The organism is Binatus sp. (SeqCode) (assembly GCF_035272065.1).
Classification (GTDB): domain Bacteria; phylum Desulfobacterota; class Binatia; order Binatales; family Binataceae; genus Binatus.
Map to the genome: position 1 here is coordinate 22,119 of NZ_DATEQZ010000001.1, position 26,766 is coordinate 48,884.

The 26,766-nt window shown below is 63.6% G+C and carries 17 protein-coding genes; 15 read left to right on the forward strand and 2 right to left on the reverse strand.

The genetic code is table 11. The features are described from left to right. Positions 1-8,739: a GH36-type glycosyl hydrolase domain-containing protein gene (locus VJX68_RS00085; protein WP_324093592.1), complete on the reverse strand. Its 8,739-nt coding sequence runs from the start codon at positions 8,737-8,739 to the stop codon at positions 1-3. A 257-nt stretch (positions 8,740-8,996) separates the two neighbouring features. Here VJX68_RS00085 and VJX68_RS00090 point away from each other — a divergent pair, with 257 nt between their 5' ends. Further along, positions 8,997-9,821 (forward strand): hypothetical protein, encoded by an 825-nt coding sequence (locus VJX68_RS00090; RefSeq protein ID WP_324093593.1) that lies wholly within the window; start codon positions 8,997-8,999, stop codon positions 9,819-9,821. A gap of 85 nt (positions 9,822-9,906) precedes the next feature. On the opposite strand, the gene VJX68_RS00095 is transcribed toward VJX68_RS00090, so the two are convergent. After that, the gene (locus tag VJX68_RS00095; protein WP_324093594.1) at positions 9,907-10,290 is read right to left on the reverse strand and encodes a VOC family protein; all 384 of its coding nucleotides are present in this window, start codon (positions 10,288-10,290) and stop codon (positions 9,907-9,909) included. Between the two features lie 169 nt (positions 10,291-10,459). Between VJX68_RS00095 and VJX68_RS00100 the strand changes: the two genes are divergently transcribed. The 14 genes from VJX68_RS00100 to VJX68_RS00165 form a co-directional block, all read left to right on the forward strand. Continuing rightward, positions 10,460-11,770 (forward strand): vWA domain-containing protein, encoded by a 1,311-nt coding sequence (locus VJX68_RS00100; protein WP_324093595.1) that lies wholly within the window; start codon positions 10,460-10,462, stop codon positions 11,768-11,770. 59 nt (positions 11,771-11,829) lie between these two features. Beyond that, a complete protein-coding gene (locus tag VJX68_RS00105) occupies positions 11,830-12,453 on the forward strand; it encodes an FHA domain-containing protein (RefSeq protein ID WP_324093596.1) in 624 nt (207 codons plus the stop codon). Between the two features lie 73 nt (positions 12,454-12,526). Further along, positions 12,527-14,257: a protein kinase domain-containing protein gene (locus VJX68_RS00110; RefSeq protein ID WP_324093597.1), complete on the forward strand. Its 1,731-nt coding sequence runs from the start codon at positions 12,527-12,529 to the stop codon at positions 14,255-14,257. Positions 14,258-14,263: 6 nt separating this feature from the next. After that, positions 14,264-16,321, forward strand: a complete 2,058-nt coding sequence (locus tag VJX68_RS00115) for a Stp1/IreP family PP2C-type Ser/Thr phosphatase (RefSeq protein ID WP_324093598.1) — start codon at positions 14,264-14,266, stop codon at positions 16,319-16,321. 35 nt (positions 16,322-16,356) lie between these two features. Further along, complete coding sequence (locus VJX68_RS00120; protein WP_324093599.1) at positions 16,357-18,738, forward strand: protein kinase domain-containing protein; 2,382 nt, start codon at positions 16,357-16,359, stop codon at positions 18,736-18,738. A 70-nt stretch (positions 18,739-18,808) separates the two neighbouring features. After that, positions 18,809-19,195, forward strand: a complete 387-nt coding sequence (locus tag VJX68_RS00125; RefSeq protein ID WP_324093600.1) for a hypothetical protein — start codon at positions 18,809-18,811, stop codon at positions 19,193-19,195. Between the two features lie 53 nt (positions 19,196-19,248). Then, the gene (locus tag VJX68_RS00130; protein WP_324093601.1) at positions 19,249-20,118 is read left to right on the forward strand and encodes an FHA domain-containing protein; all 870 of its coding nucleotides are present in this window, start codon (positions 19,249-19,251) and stop codon (positions 20,116-20,118) included. A gap of 16 nt (positions 20,119-20,134) precedes the next feature. Next, positions 20,135-20,905, forward strand: a complete 771-nt coding sequence (locus VJX68_RS00135; protein WP_324093602.1) for a hypothetical protein — start codon at positions 20,135-20,137, stop codon at positions 20,903-20,905. A gap of 158 nt (positions 20,906-21,063) precedes the next feature. Beyond that, on the forward strand, positions 21,064-21,969 hold the full coding sequence (gene gnd, locus VJX68_RS00140) for a phosphogluconate dehydrogenase (NAD(+)-dependent, decarboxylating) (RefSeq protein WP_324093603.1): 906 nt from the start codon (positions 21,064-21,066) through the stop codon (positions 21,967-21,969). A 17-nt stretch (positions 21,970-21,986) separates the two neighbouring features. Further along, positions 21,987-23,525: a glucose-6-phosphate dehydrogenase gene (gene zwf, locus VJX68_RS00145; protein WP_324093604.1), complete on the forward strand. Its 1,539-nt coding sequence runs from the start codon at positions 21,987-21,989 to the stop codon at positions 23,523-23,525. A 10-nt stretch (positions 23,526-23,535) separates the two neighbouring features. Further along, a complete protein-coding gene (locus tag VJX68_RS00150) occupies positions 23,536-24,534 on the forward strand; it encodes a class 1 fructose-bisphosphatase (RefSeq protein WP_324093605.1) in 999 nt (332 codons plus the stop codon). Positions 24,535-24,550: 16 nt separating this feature from the next. After that, positions 24,551-25,537, forward strand: a complete 987-nt coding sequence (gene glk, locus VJX68_RS00155; protein WP_324093606.1) for a glucokinase — start codon at positions 24,551-24,553, stop codon at positions 25,535-25,537. A 48-nt stretch (positions 25,538-25,585) separates the two neighbouring features. After that, positions 25,586-26,500 carry a class I fructose-bisphosphate aldolase gene (locus VJX68_RS00160; protein WP_324093607.1) on the forward strand — a complete coding sequence of 305 codons (915 nt, stop codon included), beginning with the start codon at positions 25,586-25,588 and terminating at the stop codon, positions 26,498-26,500. Positions 26,501-26,532: 32 nt separating this feature from the next. After that, the coding region (locus VJX68_RS00165; RefSeq protein ID WP_324093608.1) for an enoyl-CoA hydratase-related protein at positions 26,533-26,766 on the forward strand (234 nt) is incomplete at its 3' end.

The window sequence follows — 26,766 nt, forward strand, 5'->3', positions numbered from 1 at the left end:
TTAGCCAAGTATAATCCGCACTCGATGCGTAATACCGTCGTCGGCGAGGGCGATTTGCGCCGGGCGCCCGGCGAGCGCCTTGCCGTCGAGTTCTACGCTGCTCACTCCGCGACTAACGCTGCGTGGGTTTTCGACCGCTATTTCGTAACGGGTTGCGCCGTATCGATAGGCAATCTCGAAGCCCGGCCACCTGCTCGGGATGCACGGATCGATAGTCAATGTTTTGCCGCGCAGTCGAAAGCCCAATATCCACTCGAGGCCCGCGCGATACATCCATCCCGCGGAGCCCGTATACCAAGTCCATCCGCCGCGGCCGATGTGCGGCGGCATCGAGTACACGTCGGCGCACGCGACGTACGGCTCGACTTTGTAGCGATGGATCCCGGCGCGCGTGTTCGCGTGATTGATCGGGTTTAGAATCGAGAACAGATCGCCCGCCTTGTCGCCGTCACCGAGCATCGCAAACGCGATCACCGACCATAGCGCGCCGTGCGTGTATTGGCCGCCGTTCTCCCGGATGCCGGGCGGATAGCCCTTGATGTAGCCGGGGTCGAGCGGGGTGCGGTCGAATGGTGGCGTCAACAGCAGCACCAGGCCGTCCTCGCGCTTGACCAGGTTTTCATCAACGGCGGCCATCGCGGCCGAGGCGCGGACCGGACTCGCGGCGCCGGAGATTACGCTCCACGACTGCGCGATGGAATCGATTCGGCATTCGATGTTGCCGGCCGAGCCGAGCGGCGTGCCGTCATCGAAGTAGCCGCGGCGATACCAATTGCCGTCCCATCCGTCGCGCTCGAGCGACGCCGCAAGGGCCGTCGCGTGATTTCTCCAGGCCGCCGCGCGCGCGGCGTCGAGGCGGATATCGGCCAGCGGCGCAAACGCCTGGAGCGTCGTGTAGAGGAACCATCCGAGCCAGATGCTCTCGCCCTGGCCCGCCTCGCCGACGCGGTTCATGCCGTCATTCCAGTCGCCCGACCCGAACAGCGGAATACCGTGGACGCCGACCGCGAGGCTTTGATCGAGCCCCCGCGCGCAATGTTCGAAGACGGTGCCGCGCTGCTCGGAGACCGTCGGCTGAAAGAACGACTCAACCTCACCGGCATCCAACTCCAGACCGTCAAGGAACGGGACCGTTTCATCGAGGATGCCGAGGTCGCCGGTCACCTCTATATAATGTGCGACCGCGTACGCCAGCCAGACGCGATCGTCGGTGATGCGCGTGCGAACTCCCTGTCCCGCGGGCGGCAGCCACCAATGTTGCACGTCGCCGGCGACAAACTGGCGCGACGCCGCCCGAATCAGTTGCTCCCGCGTAAGAGCCGGCTGCGCCACCGTCAGCGCCATCACGTCCTGGAGCTGATCGCGAAAGCCATAAGCGCCTCCCGCCTGGTAGAAGGCCGAGCGTGCCCACACGCGGCACGCCAGCGTCTGATAGAGCAGCCATCGGTTGAGCATGATGTCCATCGAGCGGTCCGGAGTCTTCACCTGCACGGTGCCGAGCAAGGCGTCCCAGTACTGCGTGACCGCGGCCAACCCCGAGTCGAGGTCCGCTTCGCGATATTTCTTGATCGAGATAATCGCCTCCGGCCTGCTCGCAGCCTCGCCGAGAAAAAAAACGACTTCGGTCTCAGCGTTGGGCCGGAGCGACACGGTCGTTTGCAGCGCCGCGCACGGATCCATCGCGGCTCCGGCCCTCCCAGACAGCGGCTTGGGTGTTGCGAACGCCGCTGGATTGTCCAGCGTGCCGTTGCGCCCGAGAAACTCGGTTCTGTCCGCTGTCCACGAGCTTTGCTGGCCACTCAAGTCCGCGAATGCGATTCGGCTTCCGTACTCGACGCTGAAGGAGTTGCGCGCGAGTACCGCGTGAGTTTCGGGCTCGATCTCGGTGACGATGTACGGGGCGGAGGCGCCACGCAAAGTGCCGAGCACCCATTCCACGTAAGCGGTCACCGACAAACGCCGCGCGCGCGGCGAGAGATTGCGAATCATCAACCGTGAAATCTTGACCGAGTCGTCCACCGGCACGTACTGCGTCAGCTCGAGCGAAATTCCGTGCGAGGTGTGCTCGAAGATTGTGTAGCCGTGGCCGTGACGAACGAGATAGGGCGAGGCGTCCTCGCGGATTGGCAGCGCGGTCGGCCCCCACAGCTCGCCGGTATCGAGGTCGTGAACGTAGAGCACTTCGCCTGGCCGGTCGCTCACCGCGTCGTTCGACCATTGCGAAATCTGATGCTGCTGGCTGTTGATTGCCCAGGTGTAGCCGGCGCCTTCGACCGAGACCTGGAAGCCGAACGACGGATTCGCGAGCACGTTGAGCCACGGCGCCGGCGTCCATTGTCCCTCACCGAGAATCGTCACGTACTCGCGGCCGTCCGCGGCAAATCCGCCGAGGCCGTTGAAAAATTCGATCTCGCGCCGCGGTATCGCGGTCTCCGGCCGGCGTATCGCGGGGATTCGCCGCGGCGGCGGGCCGGCGGCCGGCTCGAACATCTCCATCCGTTTGACCTGCTCGGACAGGGTCCCACGCCGGCTCAGCAAGACCGCTCGCGCCACGGTCTGCAGCACGCTTCGCAGCTCGGCCGAAACCAGGTCGGCGCGCAGCACGAATACATTGCCGCATGCGCCCTGCCCGTCGGGCGCTCGCGCCGGGATAGTCCGAACAAGGGCCTCGAGCGCGATTTGCAGGTCCTGATCGTATGACGGGGGCCGCTCGTTCAGGATCACCAAATCGACGCACAGCCGCTTCATCCGCCAATATTCATGGGCCCGCACCAGCTCGCGCACGATCTCCATATCGGAGGTCTCGTCGATCCGAACCAGCACGATGGGCAGGTCGCCGGAAATCCCGGCGGGCCACAGCTTCGACTGTCCGCCCTCGCCGCGCCGCAGCAGGTCGGACGAAGGCCGCAACGTCGCGTCCGAGTAGAGCACGCGATTGGCAATGCGCTGGAAAAGATGCGCTTCGTCGGCGTCTACGCGCAGGTGATGGAGCTGTACTTGCGCCTGCGTCCACGCCAGCGTGACGGCGCGTTCGAACGCGTTGGAGTCGTGATGCTTGTCGACCAAGTCGAGTGCTTCGGTCCGCGACGGCGCGACGATAGTCCAGAACGCGACGCGCGCGGTCGCTCCCGCCGGAATGCGCAGTCGGCGGCGGACGCTGAAGATCGGATCGAGGACGGCGCCAACGGTATCCGACAGCGGCCGCCCGTCGATAACCGAAACGGCGTCGCGGAGGTCGCGGCCGCGCCCGAGAAATCGCGCGCGGTCGGTTTCGAACTGTATCTCGCCGATAGACTCGCCCTCGGCCACCGCCAGGTGCGCCGCCCACACCGGCACGTCGGTGGGCGAGCGAAGACGCCGCGTCGCCAGTAGCGCGCCGACCTCGGCGTCGAACTCCGTCTGCACGAACATTTTGGAGAAGGCCGGATGCGCAGTGTCGGACGCCGCAGTCGCCAGCACGATTTCCGCGTACGAGGTCACCTCGATCTCGCGCACGCGGCTGCCGAGATTCGAGATAGAGACGCGGCGGACTTCGGCGTCGTCCTCAGGTGACACCGCGACCTCGAGCGTGGTCGTCATGGTGCCGTCGCGGCGCACGATTTCCGCGCGGTCCTCGGAGAACTCGACTTCGTAGCTGTCCGCCTCGACGCCCGCCGGCTGAAACCCCGCCGACCAGACCTTGCCGCTCTGCACATCGCGGACGAAGATGTACGTCCCCCACGAATCGCAGGTGACGTCCTCGCGCCATCGCGTGACCGCCAGGTCGCGCCAGTGGCTGAAGCCCGAGCCGGCCGCCGTGATCATCACGGTATATCTGCCGTTGGATAGAAGATGCGTGCGCGGGATCAAATCGTGCGGCGAATGGAAGCGGCGAATTGTCGGCGGAGCGCTCTCGCGAACATTGGCTTCGGCCTTGACCTCTTCGGCCCGCGGGCGCGCCAGCGCTACATCGCGCGGCGTCCGCTCCTGGAGCAGCAGCTCGGTCGCCTGGATGATCGGCTCGGCGTGAAACCGCGCGCGCATCGCGCCGTCGCTCAGCGCGTCGCCAATCGCAACCAGCGTCATGCCCTGATGATGCGCCATGTACGCGCGCACCACTGCGACGTTCTCGCCTTCGGGCACGCGCGACGGCGTATAGTCCAACGCCTCGTACCAGCCGAAGTGGCCGAGGCCGCCCGCGGCGAACAACCGCGAGAAGTTTTGCGCCGCGGCCGCCGGATTGACCATCGCCGCCAGCGCCGTCGCATAGGGCGCGATCACCGCGTTTTCGCTCAGCCCGCGCTTCAGTCCGAGGCCGGGTATGCCGAAGTTCGAGTACTGATAAGTGAGCTCGAGGTCGCGCGCGTTGTACGCGGACTCAGAGATTCCCCACGGCAGGTCAAGCTCGGCGCCGTACTTCATCTGGCGGCGCACCACCAGCCGATTGGTCTGCTCGAGCAGGCTGCCGGCCGGCGCGCGCATCACCAGCGACGGCATCAGGTACTCGAACATCGAGCCCGACCACGAAATCAGCGCCGAGCCTCGATCGACCGGCGTCATCGCGCGCCCGAGCCGGAACCAGTGACGCGCGGGAATTTCGCCCTTCGCGATTGCGACGAAACTCGCCAGCCGCGCCTCCGAAGCAAGCAGGTCGTAGCAGTTGGAATCGAGACTGCCGTCCGTGACGCGGTAGCCAATCGAAAGGAGTTGGCGTGCGGGATCAAGCAGGAAGTCGAACTTCATTGCGTCGAACATCTTGCCCGCGATCGCGGCGAGTTCCGTCAGGCGCCGCTCGAGCGTTCTGGCTGCGTCGCCCGCGCGCGCTAGTGCGGCTCGATCGAGCGTCGAGTCCCAGCTCGCCGCATCATTATATAGGTCCGGCAAGTCGCCCAGCTTCGGTATCGATTCGAGCTGCGTCGAGCTGATATCGAGCGCGCCCGTCTTGACGCGAGCGCGCACCGCCCACGGCTTGAGCAACTCGACGTCACGTTGATGACTGCGGATGCACGATCGCAGTGCCTCCGCCCATGCGAGCACGTCACCGGCCGCGGAGTCGGCGCGCTCCAGCGTCAACGCGCGCGCGATGTCGCTGGCTGAATCGCTGTGAGCCGCGAGCTCCGCCAGCCACGCCGCCATTTCCACCACGGTCCGCGGCTCCGACTGCGTCAACGGCGCCATCGCGTCGAGCACTTCCTCGAGCTGCTTGGGCGTGACGGTGTAGGTGCGCCGGTCGGTGCCCAGCGCCGCAAGCGACTCGCGCACGAGCGCGATCGAGTCTTCGATTCCCTTCAGCCAATTCCGGTCCGCCACCGGCCGCGCGATCATCTCGCGGCACGCGTTGCCCAGCGCGATCAGATGCCCCGCCAGGTTGCCGCTGTCCACCGACGACACGTACTTCGGATCCAGCGGCCGCAGGTCGCGCGTGCCGTACCAGTTGTAGAAATGCCCGCGGAACAGCTCCATCCGCTTCATCGTGTCGAAGGTCGCGCCCAGCCGCTCGACGGTCTCATGCGTTCCGAGCCAGCCGAAGTCGTGCGCCGCGACAATCGACAGCAGGTACAGCCCGATGTTGGTGGGGGACGTGCGATGAGCCAGCACGGGCTTGGGGTCTTCCTGAAAATTGTCGGGCGGCAGCAGGTTGTCTTCCGCCGTCACGAAGGTCTCGAAAAATCGCCAGGTGCGTCGCGCCGTCAGGCGCAGCGCCCTGATGTCGGCAGGGGAGAGCACCTTGGCGCCCTCGAGCGGCGGCGGCAGACTCGCCCATCGCACGATGTCCGGCGACAGCATCCACAAAATCACGAACGGAACCGCGATTGCCGCGCCGCCGCGGCCTGCCCATGCGACAACGATTGCCGCGGCGACCGCCAGCGCCCAGGCTCCAGCCATCATGCCGTAAAACCCGCGCACGTCGGGACGAGTCGCGCCCTTCGCCTGCGCCGCGGTGGTCCATTCGAGCAGCAGCCGATGACTCACGTACAAGCGGTAGAGCGTGCGCGAAATTGCGTCGGACATCAGCCACGCCTGATGCGCGAGCAGCGTCAGCATCATCGCGAGCTGCGAGAGTCCCGCCAGCAAATCCTTGCCGACGGCGAGGATGTGGCTGCGCTTGGAGATGTCGCGGCGGCGGGGGATGATTCCGGTGACGAACGGGAGCATCGGCGCCGTCGCGATCGTCGCGCCGATGAACGCGGTCCAGGTCGCGGCGGCAGCTAACGGCAGCGTCCAGCCCGCGACAAACGCAAGCAAAGTGATCGGCGCCGACAGCGTGCGGCGCAAGTTATCGATCATTTTCCAGCGCCCGAGCGGCGGCATCGACGAGCGGCCGGTGCGCGCTTGCGACGTAGTTGCGCCCTCATCGAAATCATGCGGACGGCCTAAAATCCACGGCAGCAGTTGCCAGTCGCCGCGGGCCCATCGATGCTGTCGGCCAGCGGCCACGTCATAGCGCGACGGGAACTCCTCGACCAGTTCGACGTCAGAGACCAGTCCCGCGCGCGCGAAAGTTCCTTCGAAAAGATCGTGGCTCAGCAGCGTGTTGCCGGGGACGCGGCCCGCCAGCGCCGCCTCGAACACGTCCACATCGTAAATCCCCTTGCCGCTGTAGGAACCTTCATCGAGGAGATCCTGGTAAACGTCGGAAACGGCGAACGCGTAAGGATCGATTCCGGCGGCGCTCGAGAAGACGCGCTGGAACACCGAGCCGTCGCGCCCGGTCGGCAGTGACGCCGTGATTCGCGGCTGAAGAACTCCGTGTCCTTCGATCACGCGGCCGAGTCGCTTATCGAATCTTGGAGCATTCAGCGGATGCGCCATTTTGCCGACCATGCGCTTGGCGGCGCCGCGCGGCAGGCGCGTGTCGGCATCGAGCGTGATCACGTAGCGCACGCCGTCGGGGACAGCGGGCGCGCGTCCGTCCTGCGCGATGAACGTGGTGTCCGTCGCGCCGCGCAGCGACCGATTCAGCTCGTGCAGCTTGCCGCGTTTGCGCTCCCAACCCATCCACACGCCTTCGGCTTCGTCCCACACGCGCCGGCGATGGAGCAGCAAAAACCTCGCGCCGGCCGTCCCCGATGCGTGACGCTGATTCAGCCGCGCGATTCCCGCCGCCGCTGCCGCGAGTAGGTCGTCGTCGCCGGGCGCGGTTTCGGTCGCCGCGTCGGTCCAGTCCGACAGCAGCGCGAAGTACAGCTCGCCGTCCGGACTCGCCAGGTAGTGAACTTCGAGCCGCTCGATCTGCTCGTCGATTTCGGCGTGCGTAGTCAACATAGTCGGCATCACGACCATCGTGCGCAGGCTTGCCAGCACGCCATCATGAAGCTCGAGCGCGGGAATCGTGTTGGGACCGATGACGGTCGTAACGGCGCGATTGACCAGCGCGACCGCCGCGTCCATCGCCGGCACTATGGCGAGCATCGCGAGGATGAACCGGGTCCATCCGCCGAGGTGCGCATCCTCAATCGCAAGCATGCCGCACGCGACGATTACCGCGGTGACCGCCGCGATCGTGCCCAGGTATCCCTTGATTCCGGCCGCCGCGTTGGCGCGGGCGATCCAGTCGCGGACCGGCGCGCGAAATCCGAGTTTCGCTTCGAGCGCGTGACGCCCCTCTAAAATCAGGTAGTAGCCCGGATGATGCTGGCGCCGCGCCACCACGCCGTTGTCGGGCGATTCGGCCGCCGCACTTTTCGCGGCATCGATCGCTCTTTGCGCGACCTCGATCTCAGTGTGGCCCGAACCCAGTGCAAGTTTTTCGATCGCATGCCGATAGCGATCGCGGGTAGGAAAATCCATCGCGCCAAAATCGCTGTCGGCGCACAGGACCGCATCGACCTGGCTCACGCTCTCGAAAAAATCCGCCCAGTCGACCGCCGACATGAGGCGCATGCTCGTGATCACGTTGCGCACCGTCACGTTCATCGCGCCCTGCCCCTGATGCACTTCGCGCACGATCTCGTCGGCCGTGGTTCCCTCCGCCGCCAGCCGCCGGTCAAGCCAATTCAGGGCCGGCGTCACCTTGGGATCCTGATCGCGCAGGCGTTGAACCAACTCGACCGCGAACGCCGCCGCAATCGGCGCCGCGTCGAAATCCTTGAACACGGCCTCCGCCGGCTCCGCCTCGCGGCCATTCGAGCCCAACAGCCTGTCCGCCAACGCGTCGGCGTGCTGGCGTTGCGCACGGCTTTGGCCAATCTGCTCGGCCGCTCGCCGCAAATTTTCGACCAGCACGATTCGAAGCGTGATTGCCACCGCCCATAGCTCGCCGATCGTCAGCGGCTGCACGCGCTGGTAGGCCTGCACGAACCTGGTCAGCGTCTGCGTATCGAAGTGGCTGTCCGTATGCGCGACGTAGGCCCACGCGAGCCCGAACACGCGGGGGTACCCCTCGAGCGGGCCGTCGGCGAGCTTGGGCAGTTGGCGGTAGAATCCGCGCGGCAGGTCGTCGCGAATCTCGCGAATCTGCTCTTCGACGACGTGAAAATTGTCGACCAGCCACTCCGCCGCCGGCGTGATCGCGCGCTCCTCGCGGATAGCCCCCGCGATACTCCGATACGCCTCGAGCAATACGCGCCCGTTGTCGCGCACGCGCGAGGCTATTTCCCGGCCGCGCCCGGGATATTCCGTAACGCGCTGCGCAACCGCTAGCGTCTCGCCATGCTGTTCCAAGCGCTCGACGCTGAACAGTTCGGCACGGATTGGCTCTTCTGTATGCGCGAAACCGGGTGCCGGTGCTTTAGGCGCGCGAAGAAATCCCAGACTCAAACTTGCCTCTCGATCCGGACGGCCGGCTGCGGGATGAACTAATAAGAGCTTGCGCAAATATGCACAGGCAATGCGGCGGACGATCGCGTTAGTGCGTCGTCCCTTCTTTCAGTGTATCAGAATTCGCATCGGGAGACTCGGCATGAATCTCGGCTAAACACATGAGGACCTGGCACTTGCAACGCTCACTTGCGACCTGGCCATCTCATTGCCAGACTCGAAACCGATTGAATTGATCTATATTGCAGCGGCGAACCGTGAACGAGCAAACCAACAGTCAGCGCCGCTTCACGGTGATCGAACTGCCGGTCCTCCCGATAGTCAAGCAGTCGCTGCTGCTGCCGTTCAAGTATCTGCCGGAACTGGTGAAGTATGGCGGCATACCATTCCTGCTGATTCTTGCGGCGGACGCGATTTGCTTTTTGTTGGAGCGCGAGGATGTCTCACGATCTGCAACGGGCTCCGCGATGGCGCTTGCGCATTTCATTCTGTTCACGCCGTTTTCCGTAGCCTGGACAAGGCTCGCGCTCTACGGCCGCCCGGCGATCGCCAACCACCCTCCGTTCGCCTACTCGCGAACGCAGTGGTTGTACCTGTTGGCGACCACCGCGATGCTCGTCTTGATGACGATCTGCGTCGGCCTTCCGGCGACGCTCTTGCTCTATGGTCAGCGTACTCTCAACACCCAAATCACGATCGAAGCGACGACGCTGTTACTAGTAGGTCTTTTTCTATTCGCGCTCCTGTTCTTCAGGTTGGCTTTCATTTTTCCCGCGATCGTCGTCGGCAGGTATGCGGGAATTTCCGCCGCATGGAAGCAAACCGCGGGAAATCTCGAGCGGCTCGCCGCCGTCATCGTTCTCTCGTACGCGCCCTTCTACGTCGTCCGCAGAGTTTTCGAGTGGTTCATGGGATATCGCCCGCCCGGCCTCACCTCGGTCGCCAGGGAAATCGTGGATATGCTGCTGGTCGCTTTAGCAACGACGGCGCTCGCCGGCCCCGCGCTCGCCTACAAGTCACTCGTCCTCGACCAGCGTGAAGATGCGCTCGCCCTCGCCGCAAGCACTCCGAGCCGCGCGTAGTTTCAAAAGAACGAGCGAAGCCGAGAGAGCCCAGCTCCCAATCTCTTCCCGTCCGGCGGACAAGGAGAGGTTGGGGGGAGCGTTTTCATCCCGTATAAGTTGCTATCCACCAAATGTTGCCGAAGGAGTCCTTAATGCCGGCGGCGCGTTCCTGGTAGGGCTTGTTTTCGGGGACGGCAATCGGTGTTGCGCCGGCCGCCAGCGCGCGGGCGTAAGCGGCGTCGACGTCCTCGACGTACACATAGATCGAGGCGGTCGTTCCGTGGGGATGGGGTGGGTCGCTGACTTCCATCACGACCATCGAATCGCCGATCTTCGCCTCCACGTGGGCGCCCTTACCAACCGGGAGATGTTCAAGTTCCACCGCGCCGAAGGCCCGCTTGACCAGTTCGAGCATATCCAAGCGGCCGTATAGGTAGGGGCGGACGCTGCCGACGCCATGGCGGATGTGGCTGGGTGCATTGCGCATGGGCATTCTCTCTCGGCCGAACGCTGTATCTGGATTAACTGGGCAACGTCCTAATAGTTACGGTATCGCTACCGAGGGGCTTGGTTTACCCGTGTGCGGTTCGTATTGTAACAGGTCGGTTGCCAACGCGCGCAACTTGAATCTACAATTACTGTTGGGAGATTGACGAATGGCCGATCCGCTTAGCTTCGAGGCGCTGGCGAGCAGCGAACATGTGCTGTCCAGCGCGGAAAACTTCGTTCTCTACGTGTTGCTCGAGGCTGTCGCCCGGGGCGCTGGTGGCGTTGGCGGCGGCAGCCGGCTGCCGCTCAATCTTGGCGTGGTGATAGATCGCTCGGGGTCGATGTACGATGAGCGGCGCCTGGAATTCGTCGTCGACGCGGTCAAATTTCTCGCCGACAACCTGACGGCGGACGACAAGGTCTCGATAGTGGCGTTCGCCGACAAGGCGACGGTGATAATTACGCCCGAGGCGGCGCGCGACAAGTCCGCGGTCAAACGGGCGATCGACGATATAGACCTGCTCGAAATCGGCGGCGGCACACAGATGGCGCTCGGGATGCGCGCGGCGATCGACGAGGTCAAGAAAAATCTGAGTTCCGATCGCCTCAATCGCGTGCTGGTGCTCACCGACGGCCAGACCTACGAAGAGACGGCGTGTATCGATCTGGTCGAGAAAAATCGCGGCGAGATTTCGTTCTCGACGATGGGCGTCGGCGTCGAGTTCAACGAGAAACTCCTGCAGCGCCTCGCGCAGGACTCCAACGGCAAATATCATTTCATCGGCGACCCCGCAGAGATTCCCGGTATCTTCGAAGACGAGCTCGAGGGCCTGCGCTCGGTCAGCCTGCGCAACGGGCGAATCGAGGTGACGCTGTCGCAAGGCGTGCAGGTGCGCGAGGCGTTTCGCGCCTCGCCGGAAATCTACGTGCTCGGCACGCCGCTGGTCGGCGAGGATCGCAAAATCGGCTACGAGATTGGCGACCTCCAGGCCGGCGTGCCCGGTTCGGTGCTGCTGACGCTGGTGCTGCCGCCGCGCAAACCGGGGCAGGTCAGAATTTTGCAGAGTACTTTCCATTATGAAGTGCCGGGTGGTGCTGAAAACACCGTGGCGTGCGATCTGACCGTCGACTACACGCTCGACCGCACGCTGACCAGCAAGCGCAACGGGCGTGTGATGAACCTGGTGGACCAGGTCTCGATTGCGAAGCTGCAGGCGAAGGCGGAAGAGGAGCTGAAGGCGGGCAACGTCGATCGCGCGACGCGCCTGCTCGGCAATGCGCTGCAAGGCACGCAGCGGATGGGCAACGTCAAGGCGACGCAGGCGCTGTCGGGTCTGATCGATCAGATCAAGAAGACGCAAACGCTGCAGACCAAAGCGGCCAAGACCACGCTGCTCCAGGCGCAGGCGGTCGTGCGCAAGACCCAGATGCTCGATCCGGAAGCGTTGAAGGAATTTCAGAACAAAGACGGAAATTGAACTCATTTGGTGAACGGCACGGGACCGACACTTCGAACTCACTTGCGAGGGCTTAGACCATGATCAAATGCGGCGAATGCGGCTACGAAAACATGGACGGACTTGACTACTGCGACGGATGTGGCGCGAAGCTCGCGGCCGGCACCTCTGCTCCCGCCGCAGCTCCAGCCGCCGCGGCTCCTGAAGCAGCTCCCGCCGCAGCTCCTGCTGAAAGTACCGAGGCTGCGCCGGCGGCCGAGGCTCCGAGCGCTGAAGTACCCAAGTCGGAGGCGCCGACTGGTGAGGTCAAACCGGAAGCGGCTCCTGAGAGCGCGCCCGCGACGGCGGCTGCGGCAGGCGTGCCGTTCAAGGCAAAACTGTCTGTGGTTCGCGGCGGACGCAAGGGCCAGGAATTCCCGCTCGAAGACGGCAACAATCTGATCGGCAGATGGGATCCGGAGACAGGCTCGTTTCCGGAAGTCGATCTCGACGCCGACGATCCCGAAGCGAAGATCTCACGCAAGCATGCGTTGATTCGAATCGACGGCGGCAAGATTACGATCGAGGACATTGGCAGTCTCAACGGCACCTATGTGAATCGTCAGCCGCGCCTCTCGCCGGGCAGTCCCGCCGAGATCAAATCGGGTGACGAAGTGATCATCGGGAAAACATTTTTAAAGCTGGTGGTAGAACCGATCTCTTGAGCCGCCTTTCCCTCCATTCGCGCCCGGCAGTACGCGCGAGCGCGGAAGTTGAAGGGGGGTTATAGACAAAGCCATGAATGCGGGTGAGGCACTCACCGAGGGCCATCTTCTCGACGGTCGTTACCGCGTCAAGAAGGTGCTTGGCGTCGGCGGGATGGGCCGCGTGTACCTGTCCAACGATACGCGGCTGGCGAACCGTCCGGTCGCGGTCAAGGAGATGGTCGTCGGCGACGGAATCCAGGAGAAAAAAGCAATCGAGGATTTCACGCGCGAGGCCAACGTGCTCGCGCGCCTTTCTCATCCTGGGATACCCACGCTAATCGATCACTTCGCCGAGAACTCGCGGCACTACCTGGTGATGGAGTTTGTCGCGGGCGGCGATTTGCAGCACGTGCTCGACAAGCTGGGGCCCAGGGGCAAAGTCGCCGAGGACAAGGTGCTGCGATGGGTGCGGCAGATGCTCGACGTGCTCGATTTCCTCCACGGGCAGAAGCCGCCGATAATTTATCGCGACCTCAAGCCCGGCAATATCATGATCGACAAGGACGGCCGCGCGATGCTGATCGATTTCGGGATCGCGCGCTTCCTGCCGCCCGGCGGCCGCGGCACGCAAATCGGTTCGGTCGGCTACGCGCCGCCCGAGCAGTACATGGGCAAGGTCGAGCCGCGCTCGGACTTATATTCGCTTGCCGCCACGATGCATCATCTGCTGACCGGCCGCGATCCGCAGCTCGAGCCGCCGTTCAGCTTTCCTCCGGTGCGCGCGCTCGCGCCCGAAGTTTCGATCAAGACCGCGGACACCGTGATGCGGGCGCTCGAGCAGGATGCGACCAGGCGGCCGGCGTCGGCAAAAGAGATGAAGCGCGCGCTGCCGGAGCCACCACCTGAGAAGCGGTCGGGAGAGCTCGGTGGAAGCGCGGGACTTGCGGCCACGCCAAGTCCGATGTCCACGCAATCGACGGTGGTGCTGAGTAGCGCGCCTCTTCCTGCGCCATCGCGGCCGTCGACGCCGTGGAAGTTGGCAGTGTCATCCAAGCCGGCAGCGTCCACGATGCCGACGATCGTGCTGAGCGAGCCGGTCGCGGAAAAAATCAAGAGCGGCGGTGCCGCAACGGGCGGAGGCACGGCAGCGAAAATCGTCGGGCCGCAAATCAAGAAGGCGATCGAGCTCGGCGGCAAGGCGCGCAGCATGATCGAGCGGCGCCTCAGCGAACGACGGCTCAAAGCGCGGATGTCATCGGCGTCGAGCGTGGCGCCGAATCCGTCATCGACGGCGAAGACGAAGGAGCTCAAGCCTGCGGTGGCCGCGTCGTCCTACGGGGCGCGACTCGGCTCGACCGGCGACTCGGGGGATGCGGACACGAAATCGCGGACGGGGTCGCGCACGTATTCGTCACCCAGCTATTCGCCGCCGATCTCGACTGGCTTAGGATCGGCCGGACTGTTCCAGCACAACACGAACGGTGCCGCCGATATATCCGCGGCGCCGGCGAAGCTGGTTTCGCGCGGCGACGAAATCGAGTTCGGTATTTTCGGGATGCGCACTGTGATCGGACGATCGCAGGACGCCTCTGATAAGCTCGACATCGATCTGAAGAAACTCGCGCACGGCGGCGATCGCGTGTCGCGGCGTCATGCGGAGATCGTGCTGCGCGGCGCGGACTATTTCATCCGCGATCTCGGCAGTCTTAACGGCACCTATGTCGCGGGGCGCGGCAAGCTCGGTCGCGACCAACTCTACAAATTGAAGGATCGCGACCAAGTGGTGCTTGGTGGTGCTATATTGCAGTTTCGGAGAGGCTAGCGGCGCATGATCACGTGTCCAGAATGCGGCCAAGAGGCGCCCGACGGCGCCAAGTTCTGCGATCGATGCGGCCGGGGGCTGTCCAACGCGGCTTCATCGGTATCGCAGTCGACGCCAACGCGGCCGACGCCGCTGGTGGCCGGCGCGTCGTTGAAGGGCGGGATCGAGATAGTCGCGCTGACGAGTCAGACTTCGATTGAAAATCGCTATCGCGCGAAACGCGTCCGCGACGGCAAGACGGAATCGATCGCATTGCGCGAGCGGCTGGGACCGGAGCCGGCAGAGGAGGTTGTCGAGGAAACACCAGTCGCCGAGACGCCGAAGCCGCAAGCTGCTCGTGTCGAAGATCCTAACGGACCGGGCGCGAAGACTGCCGAGCTGAGACCGCAGGTTGCGCAAACCAACGGTGCCGCATCGCCGGCGCCGCCGCCGCACGCATCCAGTGCGCCAGTGGCGGTGTCGGCTAGCGCGGACGCGTCGGCGGAAGGGGCACAGTCGTCGGTCGAGACCGAAGCTAGTCCCACTGCAGCCGTGTTGGCCGAGGCTGCGGAGAATGCATCTCCAGACGAAGAGAGCGAAGCGGCGGAAGCGGCGGTCGTAGCCGAAACTCAGCAAAATCCCGACGGTGCCGATGGCGCGCACGACAATGAGTCGCTGGCGGGCGGCGAAGATCTAGGCGAGGTTTTCGGACGCGTGCTCGCGCTGTCGCAGACGATCAGTCATCCCGCGTTTCAGCGCGCTACCGAAGGTTTCGCCGAGAACGGGCGCGTGTACTTGGTTTACGCCGACGAGGAACTTAAGCCGCTGCGCCGCGATTTACATAAGATGAGTGAGCCGGAAGCGATCGCGTCCGCCGTGCAGGTCTGCCAGGCAATTTCGTTTGTGCATCGCCGGGCGTTACGGCTTAACGACATCTGCCCCGAATCGGTTGCCTTCGCTAAGGACGGCCGCCTCAAGCTGACGGGGCTGGACTACGTCAGCAACGACAACGAGCTTCAGACCGAGCCGATCTTCAACGACGGTTACACGGCGCCCGAGATTTATCGCGGCAAAAAAGTTGACAAGCGCGCGGATATTTTTTCGGCCGGCGCGATTCTCTACACGTGGCTCACGGGCGCGCGGATTCCGAGCGAGAGCTGGCGCGAAGAAGCGGGACCGGTGCAGTTCTATCCGCCGCACGTCGTCACGCCGCGGTTGGAGAAAGCGATTCGCCGCGCGATCGCTTTCAGTCCCGCCGACCGCTGGCCGACGATTGACGAGTTCAAGGCCGAGCTGATTGCGCTCGGCTCGACTATCCGGCTGCGCGCGGCGGCGATGACCGACCTAGGCCGCGTGCGCGAGCATAATGAGGACGCGGTGCTGGCGGTCGAGTACATCCGCGAGTCGTTGGTCGAGCCGGCGCAGAGTCATTTATACGTCGTGGCCGACGGGATGGGCGGTGCGGAGGCGGGCGAAGTCGCTTCCGCAATTGCCGTCGAAACGATTCGGAGTTACATTGAGTCGCGGCTCGAAACCGCAGGTAAAGATGCTGCCAACGGAGCGGATATGCTGACAGCCGCGCTCGAGGAAGCGAATTCCAAAATTATTGACTATGTGGCGAGCCATCCGGAGTCGCGTGGAATGGGTTCGACCGGTGTCTGCGCATTGGTCACGCCCATGGACGCCGCAGTGGCATGGGTTGGAGACAGCCGTGGATATCTTATGGAAGGCTCGACGCTTCGCCAGGTGACGAAGGATCATTCACTCGTGCAGCGGCTGGTCGAAATCGGGCAGATAACCGCCGAGGAAGCGCATACGCACGAGCACAAGAACGTGATCACGCGCTCGCTCGGCGCACGCCAGAGTGGACCGGCGGGCGCGGAGGCACTCGCGCTCAAGCTGAAGCGCGGAGACAAGTTGATGCTGTGCAGCGACGGGCTGACGGCGCACGTTATGGACAACGAGATCCGCGACATCCTGGGGCGCAACGCCGATCCGTTCGACGCGGCGCGCGAATTGATCGTCGCGGCCAACGCCGGCGGCGGTACCGACAACATTTCAGTGATCGTAGTCTATGCAAGCTAGCCGCGACCGCCGCGCCGGTTTTTAACTGATTAACGATGGCAACCTCGCCCAAAGACGCATCGCAGCCGAACACGGGACCGCTCGACGCGGGCACTGTGCTGCAGGGCCGCTACCAAATCCAGCGGCTGCTCGGCGGCGGCGGAATGGGGATGGTGTACCTAGCGCACGACCAGCGCCTGGCGAATCGTTCGTGCGCGATCAAGGAGATGGTCGATCACTTTATCGACCAGGCGCAGCGGATCGAGGCCAACGAATATTTCGCGCGCGAGGCCGACACGCTCGCCCAACTGAAGCATCAGGCGATTCCCGCGATCACCGACCGCTTCGAGCTCGCCAATCGCCATTACCTGGTGATGGAGTACGTCGAGGGGCGCAACCTCGAGGAAGAACTTGCCGCGCGCGGCGAGCCTCTTCCCGAGGGGCTTGTGATCGACATCGCGCGCCAGCTTTGCGACGTGCTCGCGTACCTGCACGGGCTGATGCCGCCGATAATCTACCGCGACATGAAGCCGTCCAACGTGATGCTCAATTCGAACGGGCGGGTCGTGCTGGTGGACTTCGGAATCGCGCGGCTGTTCAAGGCGGCGCGCAAGGGCACGATGATCGGCACGCTCGGCTTCGCACCGCCCGAGCAGTACCAGGGGCTGGTCGATCCGCGCAGCGACATCTACTCGCTCGGCGCGACGCTGCATTACGTGCTGACCGGGCGCGATCCCGAAAAATTTCCGCCGTTCAGTTTTCCGCCCGTGCGCGACCTTCGCCCGGGCGTGTCGAGCAACCTGGCAGGTGCTATCGACGCCGCCCTCGCCTACGAAATGGACGGGCGGCCGGGGCGCATCCAGGAATTCCGCGATATGATGCTCTACGGGCGCGGACTCTCGTTCGACAGCGGGCGCGTGACCTCGACCAGTGGAACCGGCGGCCTGTCGCAGTACCAGGAACAACTCGAGTTCGCAGACGAGCCGATTACCTATCGCAAGCCGCGCGGCCGGCTCAGCCGCTCGATCAGTCTCGTGATCTTTCTGATGGTGCTGGCGGGAGCGGCATTCGGCGGGACGTACCTTTATTCAAGCCCTGACCTTCAACTGCGGCTCGGCCTCAAGCCGCTGTTCGACGGGCTGCCGTGGAAGCATGAAGAGTTGCTGGCCAAGGCGCGTGAGAATCCGCTCGAATTTTCCGCCCTGACGCTGGCGCTCTCGACGCGCGAGGGCACCGCGCTGGCGCCGCCACAGGCGCAATTCAACGACACCGATCTGACCAACGCGCGTTACCTGAAGTGGACCGCGACCTTCAAGAACCTGCTGGCGGGGCTGGAAGGGCGCGACGAAAAAGTCCAAGCGCGTTTTTTCGATCCCAACGGACTTCAGATCGCGTCGAGCGACACCAATGTTTTTGTCGGGCCCGCGCAGAAAACCGCCGACTTCAGCGGGGTCGCGCTGATGCCGACGATGACCGACAAGCCGCCAGGCACTTACAAAGTTGCGCTCTACTCCGACGACAAGCTGCTCACCCAGGAAGGCTTCATCGTTAACCAGGACCTGAGTGCGAAGAACGCGGCGGCGGCGGCCGAGGCCGCGGCTGCGGCGGAGGCGAAGGCAGAAGAGCGCAAACGCAAAGAGGAGGCAGAAAGGCTCGCGATGATCGACGAGCGTCGCGCCAAGCCGCTGCAGCTTCGCGCGATCAGCTTTCTCAACACCACCAAGACCGGGACCGCGCTGTCGGGAACGACCGACTCTTTCAACGTGTCCAAGGTGCTATTCGTCGGCTGGGAGGTCAGCTTCGAGAACCGGCTCTACAAGCTGGAGCCCGGACAGTATCGCGTCGATGCGGCGTATATCGGGCCGGACGGGCGCACGCTCGGCAGCGTTAACGACTTTCAACCGGTGTCGCCCAGCATGAAGACGGTGACGTTCAGCGGACGCGTCGGCAACTCGCGCGGTGGCGCGTTCCTGCCGGGAACGTACACGGTCAACTTCTATTTGAACGGGCAATATTTCGGCGCCAAGAAATTCGACGTAGTCGCCGATGCAGGTGGCAGTCCCTACGCGACCTATCCCGGCGCCGGCGGCGCGATCGGCAGCACGATGAGCGGCGGCACGTCGTCGGGGAGCATGCTCGGGCCGACGATCGCGACCGGCACTATCAGCGGTCTTCGCAGCGGCGGCAATCCCGAGATGGAGCTGAGACTGCGGCCGCAACCCAACGGCTTCCTGCACGGCGAGCTCGTGATACATCAGTCGGGCTTTGGGATGACGCCGATCGAAGGATTCGTGCGCGGCGACCATCTACAATTCCAGGTCCCGTACGGCACCGAGACGTACTACTTCGAAGGCGCGCGTCGGGCCGATCAGATTAGCGGCACTTTCGAATCGACGCCGTCGGGCGAGCGCGGCACCTGGAACACCCAAGCGAACTAGCAGGGGTGACCCCTGCACCCAGTGATTAAGACAAAGAGCGCGACTTCGGCGCGGGCGGGTGAACTGACAGTTGGACCTCCTTGAAGAAGCGGGAATCCCTCCGCCGAAACCGCCGATCATCACCGCCGAGGATCGCGCCGCGCTGGCCAGCATGGCGCTCGCGCAACGCCAGTTCTACTTCGTCTTCGCGTTTTTTGTAGGGATGGTCGCGGGCGCGGCGATCGCTTACTTCATCGGCTACAACGACTTGGTTCTCACCATAGTCAAATGGGCGCTCTCGGGCACCGGCCTGGTGTTGATCGTGAGTGCGCTCAACATCACGAAGCTGTATTCCTTCAAGTGCCCGCGGTGCGACGGGGATTACTTCTGGGACGGACCGCTCGGAATCTTCTCGAAGCAATGCGGCACCTGCGGGCTGCCGCTCAACCTGCCGGACGACGCGGCGCTGACCCCGTGAATCCGAATGGCGCTTGAACCTGACCTATGCACGCGCAATGCTGAGGATTGCACATGGCGAGTAACGTTTCCCGCGAAAAACTTCTCTTCTATGCCGCTGCCGGGGCGCTCGGCGGCTTTGCCGCGTGGGGGCTCTCGGAGCCAATCCTCGGCATCCGCTGGGTCTATGGCCGCGATATCCTGTTCGGCGCGCTGATCGGCGCGCTAATCAGCGCGTTCCTCGCCTCGATCGAAACGCTGAGCGTCGGCCAGGTGCGCCAGGCGGCGCGCAGATTCGCGGTCGGCGGAGCTATCGGCGCGGCGGGCGGAGCACTGGGATTGATCGTCGGCGAACTCGCGTTCGACGTACTGGGCGGGCTCAACGGCCGAATCCTCGGATGGGGCATGCTTGGAATCGCGGTCGGACTCGGAGTTGGATCGGCCTCGGGATCGGCGGCGCGGCGGCGCAATGGCGCGATCGGCGGTGTGCTCGGCGGAGCGCTCGGCGGATTCTTTTACCAGAGCTTGACGACCACTTTTCCGCAGGCGTTCGGACGAGCCATCGCGATCATCATCCTGGGCGCGCTTATTGGATTTTTCATCGGACTCGTCGGCGAGCTGCTCAAGCGCGGCTGGCTGATGGTTGTGCGCAGCCAGAGCCGCAACGCGCGCGAGGGCCGCGAATATCCGCTGCTCAAAGGCGTGACGATCATCGGCCGCGCAGAGGAAAGCGATATCGGGCTGTTCGGCGATCAGTCGGTGCTCGGCAGTCATGCGATCATTCGGCGCGAGGGCAAAAATTTCATCATCAGCCCGACCGGCGGGCAGATATTCGTGAATCGGCAGCCGGTGGCCGGCCGCTATGCGCTCAAGAGCGGCGATCGGCTCGAGGTGGGCGGCACGCTGTTTCTCTTCCGCGAGCGGACCCAGGCGGCGCAGCGATAGGAGGCTGGCGGGGATCGTGGCGAGCCAGCCGACCTTCAGAATCCGAATCGCGCTCCTCATTACGATCATTTCGACGTTCATGGCGGCGCTTTCGGGATGTTCGACTGTTAACGAAGGCGGAGGTACGGCCGCGGCGCCTTCGACCTCGATGCAGACGCTCGAGTACTACCCGTACCAGGTCAAGGGATACCAAAACAGTTATCCCAAAAAGACCATTCAGATCCTGATACCCGCCGACGCGCGCGATGTGACTGGCGACGCGGCGCCGCTCAACGGCAATCCAGCGATCGGAGTCGTTGACGACCAATCAGGAAGCGTTACCGAACGTCTGTACAGCTCGCCGCTCGGCCCGATCGTGCAACAGGCGATTGGGCGGTCTGCAGATGAGGCCGGCATGAGCGCGTCGTCGTCCACCGGTGTTGCCTACAAACCGGGCGTCGGGCACACCGAGTACGTGCTCGAGAGCAAGATTCGCCTATGCTGGGTGAAGAAGGCTCGCGCCGCCAACGGCCAGTACGGTCCCGTTTGGAAGACGATGGCCGATTTCTCTCTCGACGTCTCGATCTATAAGCCGCCGTTCAGTGTCCCGTTCTGGACCGGGACCAGCAACGATACCTACTTCGACCCGCCGGTGGGGTCGTTCGGCCTCGGCTCCGAGGACGAAGCCGGCATCTACGACGAGCCGGGGCAGGTGCTGTCGGTCGCGCTGACGCGCTCGGTCGCGGCGATATTCCAGCGCCAGGACTTGCGCGATCTAATGCTCGAAGACGATGTAAAATCCCACTAGCCGCGCGGTTCCAGCGCGGTCTTTGAACAAACGGCATGTTGGAATAGCCTAGACCGAGCGCCGGATAGTCAAATGCCGAGGCGTGTGCGGGTGCGTATCTCCGCCGCGCGGCCGCAAATCCGGATCGCATCGTCGTCAGCCAAGAGGAAGCACGCTCGATGGAAATCGGATTCGTTGGTCTCGGCAAAATGGGCATGAACATGGTCGAGCGGCTGCGCCGCGACAACCATCAGATCGTGGCCTTCGACCTCGACGATGCAAAACTCAAGGAAGTCTCGACCTTCGGCGCCGACGGCGTCAGTTCGCTGAAGGACCTGGTCGCCAAGCTCGCGCCGCCGCGCGGCGTGTGGGTGATGGTGCCGGCGGGCGAGCCGACCGAGAGCACGATTAACCAGCTGGCGGAACTGCTCGAGCCCGGCGACGCGATCATCGACGGCGGCAACACCAACTTTCACGACGACGCCCGCCGCGCCGCTGTGCTGGCCGGCAAGAAGCTGCACCTCGTCGATGCTGGCACCAGCGGCGGCATCTGGGGCCTCAAGCTCGGTTACTGCCTGATGATTGGCGGCGACGTGGAAATTTTCAGACGCTACGAGCCGATTTTTCAAACGCTCGCGCCTCCCGACGGCTACGAGCACGTCGGCGGCCACGGCGCGGGCCATTACGTAAAGATGGTCCACAACGGAATCGAGTACGGGCTGATGCAGGCGTACGCGGAGGGCTTCGAGGCGATGCACAAGTCGGACTACAAGCTCGACCTGCTTAAGATCGCCAACCTGTGGCGGCAGGGCAGCGTCGTGCGCTCATGGCTGCTGGAGCTGACGGCCGACGCGCTCGCGAAAGATCCTGGCCTCAAGCGAATCCGCGGCTACGTCGAGGATTCGGGCGAAGGGCGCTTGGCCGTGCAGGACGCAATCGACAAAAACATCTCGATGCCGGTGATCACGATGGCGCTGTTCACGCGCTTTCGTTCGCGCGCTGACAAGGGCGAAGGAACGTTCGGCGAGAAATTGCTCGCCGCGCTTCGCGACGAGTTCGGCGGCCACGGTGTCGTTAAGGAATAAGTGCGAGAGGGTCATTTATGGCTGTGACTGCCAATAGGACTGTTGATCTCACTCACATGCATCCTGTGAAGGAACGCAATCACTACGATCCATGCATCGTGGTAATTTTCGGCGGTGCTGGCGACTTGAGCCATCGCAAGCTGATTCCCGCGCTGTACAACCTTTCCCTCGACGGCGAATTGCCTGACAAGTTCGCGATCCTCGGCTTCTCGATGGAGGATCTCGACGACGACAAGTATCGTGCGTTCGCGCTCAGCGGCATCGAGCAGTTCTCGCGCCGCAAAGTCGAGAAAGAGCACTGGGCGAAGTTTGCCCCGCTGATCCATTTCAATCGCGGCTCGTTCACCGAGGCCGCCGACTACCAGAACCTGCGCAAGCGATGCGAGGCGATCGACGCCGAGTACGGCACCGAGGGCAATCGCGCCTACTACTTCGCGATTCCACCGGCCTTCATCGACACCTGCTCGGAAGGATTGACGGCGGCGGGAATGATTCATCCGCCCGGCAAGGGGCATCCGTTCACGCGCGTCGTGGTCGAAAAGCCGATCGGGTCCGATCTCGCCAGCGCGTCGGAGATCAATGCCGAGCTTGCGCGCCATTTCGACGAAAGCCAGATTTTCAGAATCGACCACTACCTGGGCAAGGAAACCGTCGAGAACCTGATGGTGTTGCGCTTCGCCAACGCGATCTTCGAGCCGATTTGGACCGCGCGCTTCGTCGATCACGTGCAGATCACCGTCGCCGAGGCCGAGGGCGTCGGCACCCGCGCCGCCTACTACGATCACGCCGGCGCGCTGCGCGACATGGTGCAGAGCCACCTGCTGCAAACGCTTTGCATGATCGCGACCGAGCCGCCCAACACCACCGGCGCCGAGTCGATGCGCGACGCGAAGCTCGACGTGCTGCGCGCGCTGCGTCCGCTCGGCGACGAGGACATCGAGAAATGGGTCGTGCGCGGCCAGTACGGCGAGGGACTAATCGGCGGCGTGCCGGTCAAGGCCTACCGCGACGAGGAGCACATCGCACCCGATTCGCAGGTCGAATCCTTTGTCGCGCTGCGATGCTGGATCGACAACTGGCGATGGGCCGGCGTGCCGTTCTACCTGCGCACCGGCAAGCGATTGCCCAAGCGCTCGAGCGAAATCGCGATCTACTTCAACAGCGTGCCCCGAATCCTGTATAACGCAAACCCACGCGCCCCGTTGGCGCCCAATATGCTGACCATCAGAATTCAACCCGACGAAGGCCTCGCGCTGCACATCATGTCCAAGGTTCCCGGCTCGGCGACCAAGCTGCAGCAGGTCAAAGTCGATTTCCATTATGTGACTTCGACGCCGGAAGCGTACGAGACTCTGCTCAACGACGTGATCGTCGGCGACCAGACGCTCTTCATGCGCCGCGACACGGTCGAAGAAGCGTGGACGTTCGTGCAACCGATCCTCGACGCGTGGGATCAGTCGCCGATGGATCCCCCCATCTACGCGGCGGGCTCGTGGGGACCACTCGAGGCCGCTCTGATGATCGCGGCCGACGGGCGCACCTGGCGGACCTTGTAGGAGCAGCGAGATGAGCGGCGGCATCACTCTCACGCGTCATATCATGACCAAAACCGCGACGGCGATTCCGGTCGCGGACCTCGCGCTCATCATGGAGCGCATCGAGCTGATCGCCAAGCGCATCACGCGCGAGCTCGCGGCGGCGGGTCTCAGCGGCGAGCTCGGCTACACCGGCGAGACCAACGTGCAGGGCGAAAAAGTCAAGAAGCTCGACCAGTGGGGCAACCAGGTTTTCCTCGACGCCTTCGAGCACGGATACCCGGTATGCAGTCTCATTTCCGAGGAAATGGACGAGCCGCATCATTACTCAGTCAACTGCCGCGACAATAGCTACTGCATACTCTATGATCCGATCGACGGGTCATCCAACACCGACGTAAACGGTTCGCTCGGCACGATCTTCGCCGTCAAAAAACGCGCACCCGGCCACAGCAAGGGAATCGACGACATACTCGTCCCCGGAACGCAGCAGGTCATCGCGGGCTATGTGCTATATGGTCCTGCCACTCAGCTCGTATATAGCGCGGGCGCGGGTGTCGATATCTTCACGCTCGACCGCACGCTCGGCGAGTTCATTTTGTGGCAAGAGAACGTGAAGATGCCGCCGCACGGCGGTACCTATGCCGTCAACCAGGCCAACGCCGGCAAGTGGCACGACGGCGCGCGTAAGTTTCTCGCGCATATCACCAGTCGCAAAGACAAACGAACCAGCTATTCACTTCGATACTGCGGTGCCTTCGCCGCCGATTTCCATCGATGCCTGCTCGAGGGCGGAATATACATGTACCCCGGCGAGGTTGCCGAAGGCGGCAAGGCCAAGGGCAAGCTCCGTCTGATGTACGAGCTCGCTCCGCTCTCGATGCTCGCGGAGCAGGCTGGCGGACGCGGCTCGACCGGCAAGCAACGAATCCTCGACATCGCTGCGACCGCGATCCACGAGCGCCATCCGATCTACATCGGCAGCGCGGAGGAAGTCGCGCTGGCCGAATCGTTCAACGTCGAAGGCTGAACCTGGCGGGGTTCCTATGGATGGGCTCATCCTGGCCGGCGATGTCGGCGGAACCAAAACTCATCTCGGGCTCTTCGAGCATTCAGCGGGAACTCTTGAACTCGTGCGCGAGCGTCGCTACGCGACCGCGGATTTCGGCAGCCTCGAAGCCGTCTGCGCGGATTTCCTTGGCCCAGGCGCGGCGGTGAATTCCGTCTGCATGGGCGTGCCCGGTCCAATCATCGACGGCGGCACCCACGCCAGCAACGTCGCATGGCAACTCTCGAGCGCCTCGCTATCGAGCGCGCTGAATGGTGTGCCGGTTCGACTGATTAACGATCTGACCGCGACGGCCTACGGCATGGTTTATCTGAAGCCCGCCGAGTTCACGGTGCTGCACCGTGCGGAAAATCCACCCAAGCACGGCAACATCGCGGTCGTCGCCGCGGGGACGGGGCTCGGCGAGTCGGCGCTGGTCTGGGAGGGCGACAAATATTACGCGGTCGCATCCGAGGGCGGGCACAGCGATTTCGCACCGCATGGCGCCGAGCAGATCGAGTTGTTGCGATTTCTCACCGGTGAATTCGGACACGTCAGCTACGAGCGCGTCCTCTCGGGCCCGGGTCTCTGGAACATTTATCGATTCTTGCGGCGCGAGAGCCGCGCCGAAGAACCGGCCTGGCTGAGCGACGAAATTGGCAAGGGCGACCCCGCCGCCGCCGTGAGCGACGCGGCATTGGCCGGACGCGACCCCGTATGCGTTCACGCGCTCACCATGTTTTGCGATATTTACGGTTCAGAGGCCGCCAACCTGGCGCTAAAAGTCCTGGCGCTCGGCGGTGTCTATCTTGGCGGAGGCATCGCGCCGAAGATTTTGCCGACACTGACGAGTGGTGCGTTCGTGAAAGGATTTTTGGCCAAGGGCAGGCTGAACGAAATTTTGAAGCGGATCGAAGTCCGCGTGTCGCTGAATCCCGCCGCCGGACTGCTCGGTGCGGCCCACTGCGCCGCCGCGATGTTGTGATATAGGAATGCAAACTGCAATGAAACTCCCGACGGGAGACAGGGGTATATGACCAAGCGAGTTCGAGAGATTCTCAGCTATTACGATTCCGACAACGGCAGCGTGCGCAACAACCTGTCGCGGATGCTCAACCACGGCAAACTCGCGGGCACCGGCAAATTCGTCATCCTGCCCGTGGACCAAGGCTTCGAGCATGGCCCCGCGCGCAGCTTCGCCATGAATCCGCCTGCGTACGACCCGCGCTATCACTTTCAGCTCGCAATCGACGCGGGATGCAACGCGTTCGCAGCGCCGCTCGGACTGCTCGAGGCGGGAGTCGCCGAGTATGCCGGTCAGATTCCGCTCATCCTGAAGGTCAACAGCCACGACGTTCTCAACGACGAAAAAGATCCCGCGCCTTCGATGACCGCCAGCGTCAAGGACGCGCTGCGCCTCGGCGCCGCCGGGGTTGGTCTCACGATCTACCCGGGCTCGACGAAGGAAAAATCGATGTACGAGGAGGCGCGCGCGATTGGCGAAGAGGCCAAGGCCAACGGCCTGCCGCTTGTCATCTGGTCGTACCCGCGCGGCTCCGGCGTGAGCAAGCAGGGCGAGACCGCGCTCGACGTGGTCGCATACGCGGCGCAAATCGCGGCGCAGCTCGGCGCGAATATCATCAAGGTCAAGCCGCCGACTGCTTTCATCGAACAAGCCGAGGCCAAAAAAGTTTACGACGCCCAAAAGATTCCGCTCGAACCGCTCTCGGCGCGCATTCAGCATGTCATGCAGGCTGCATTCGCCGGCCGGCGAATCGTCATTTTCTCGGGCGGCGTGAAGGAAACGGACGAGTCGCTGCTGAGCACCGTCCGCGGCATTCACGCCGGCGGCGGCTACGGCTCGATCATCGGCCGCAACAGCTTTCAGCGCCCGAAGCCCGAAGCAATAGCACTGCTCGGCAAGGTCATCGACATTTACAGGAGTTAGCAATCCGTCCAGATGGACGACGATGCGGGTGGATGGTGAAAAAATACAGCGAGTATCAGCATCTCCTGTTCGAGCGGAAGGACGACGGCATCCTGCTCATCACGATTAATCGTCCCGAGGTTCTCAACGCCACCAACAACCGCCTCCATTGGGAGTTGAGCCGCGTGTGGCTCGACATTGCCGACGACGACGCAACCAACGTCGTGGTGGTGACCGGCGCGGGGAGCGCGTTTTCAGCCGGCGGCGACCTCGACATGATCCAGCAG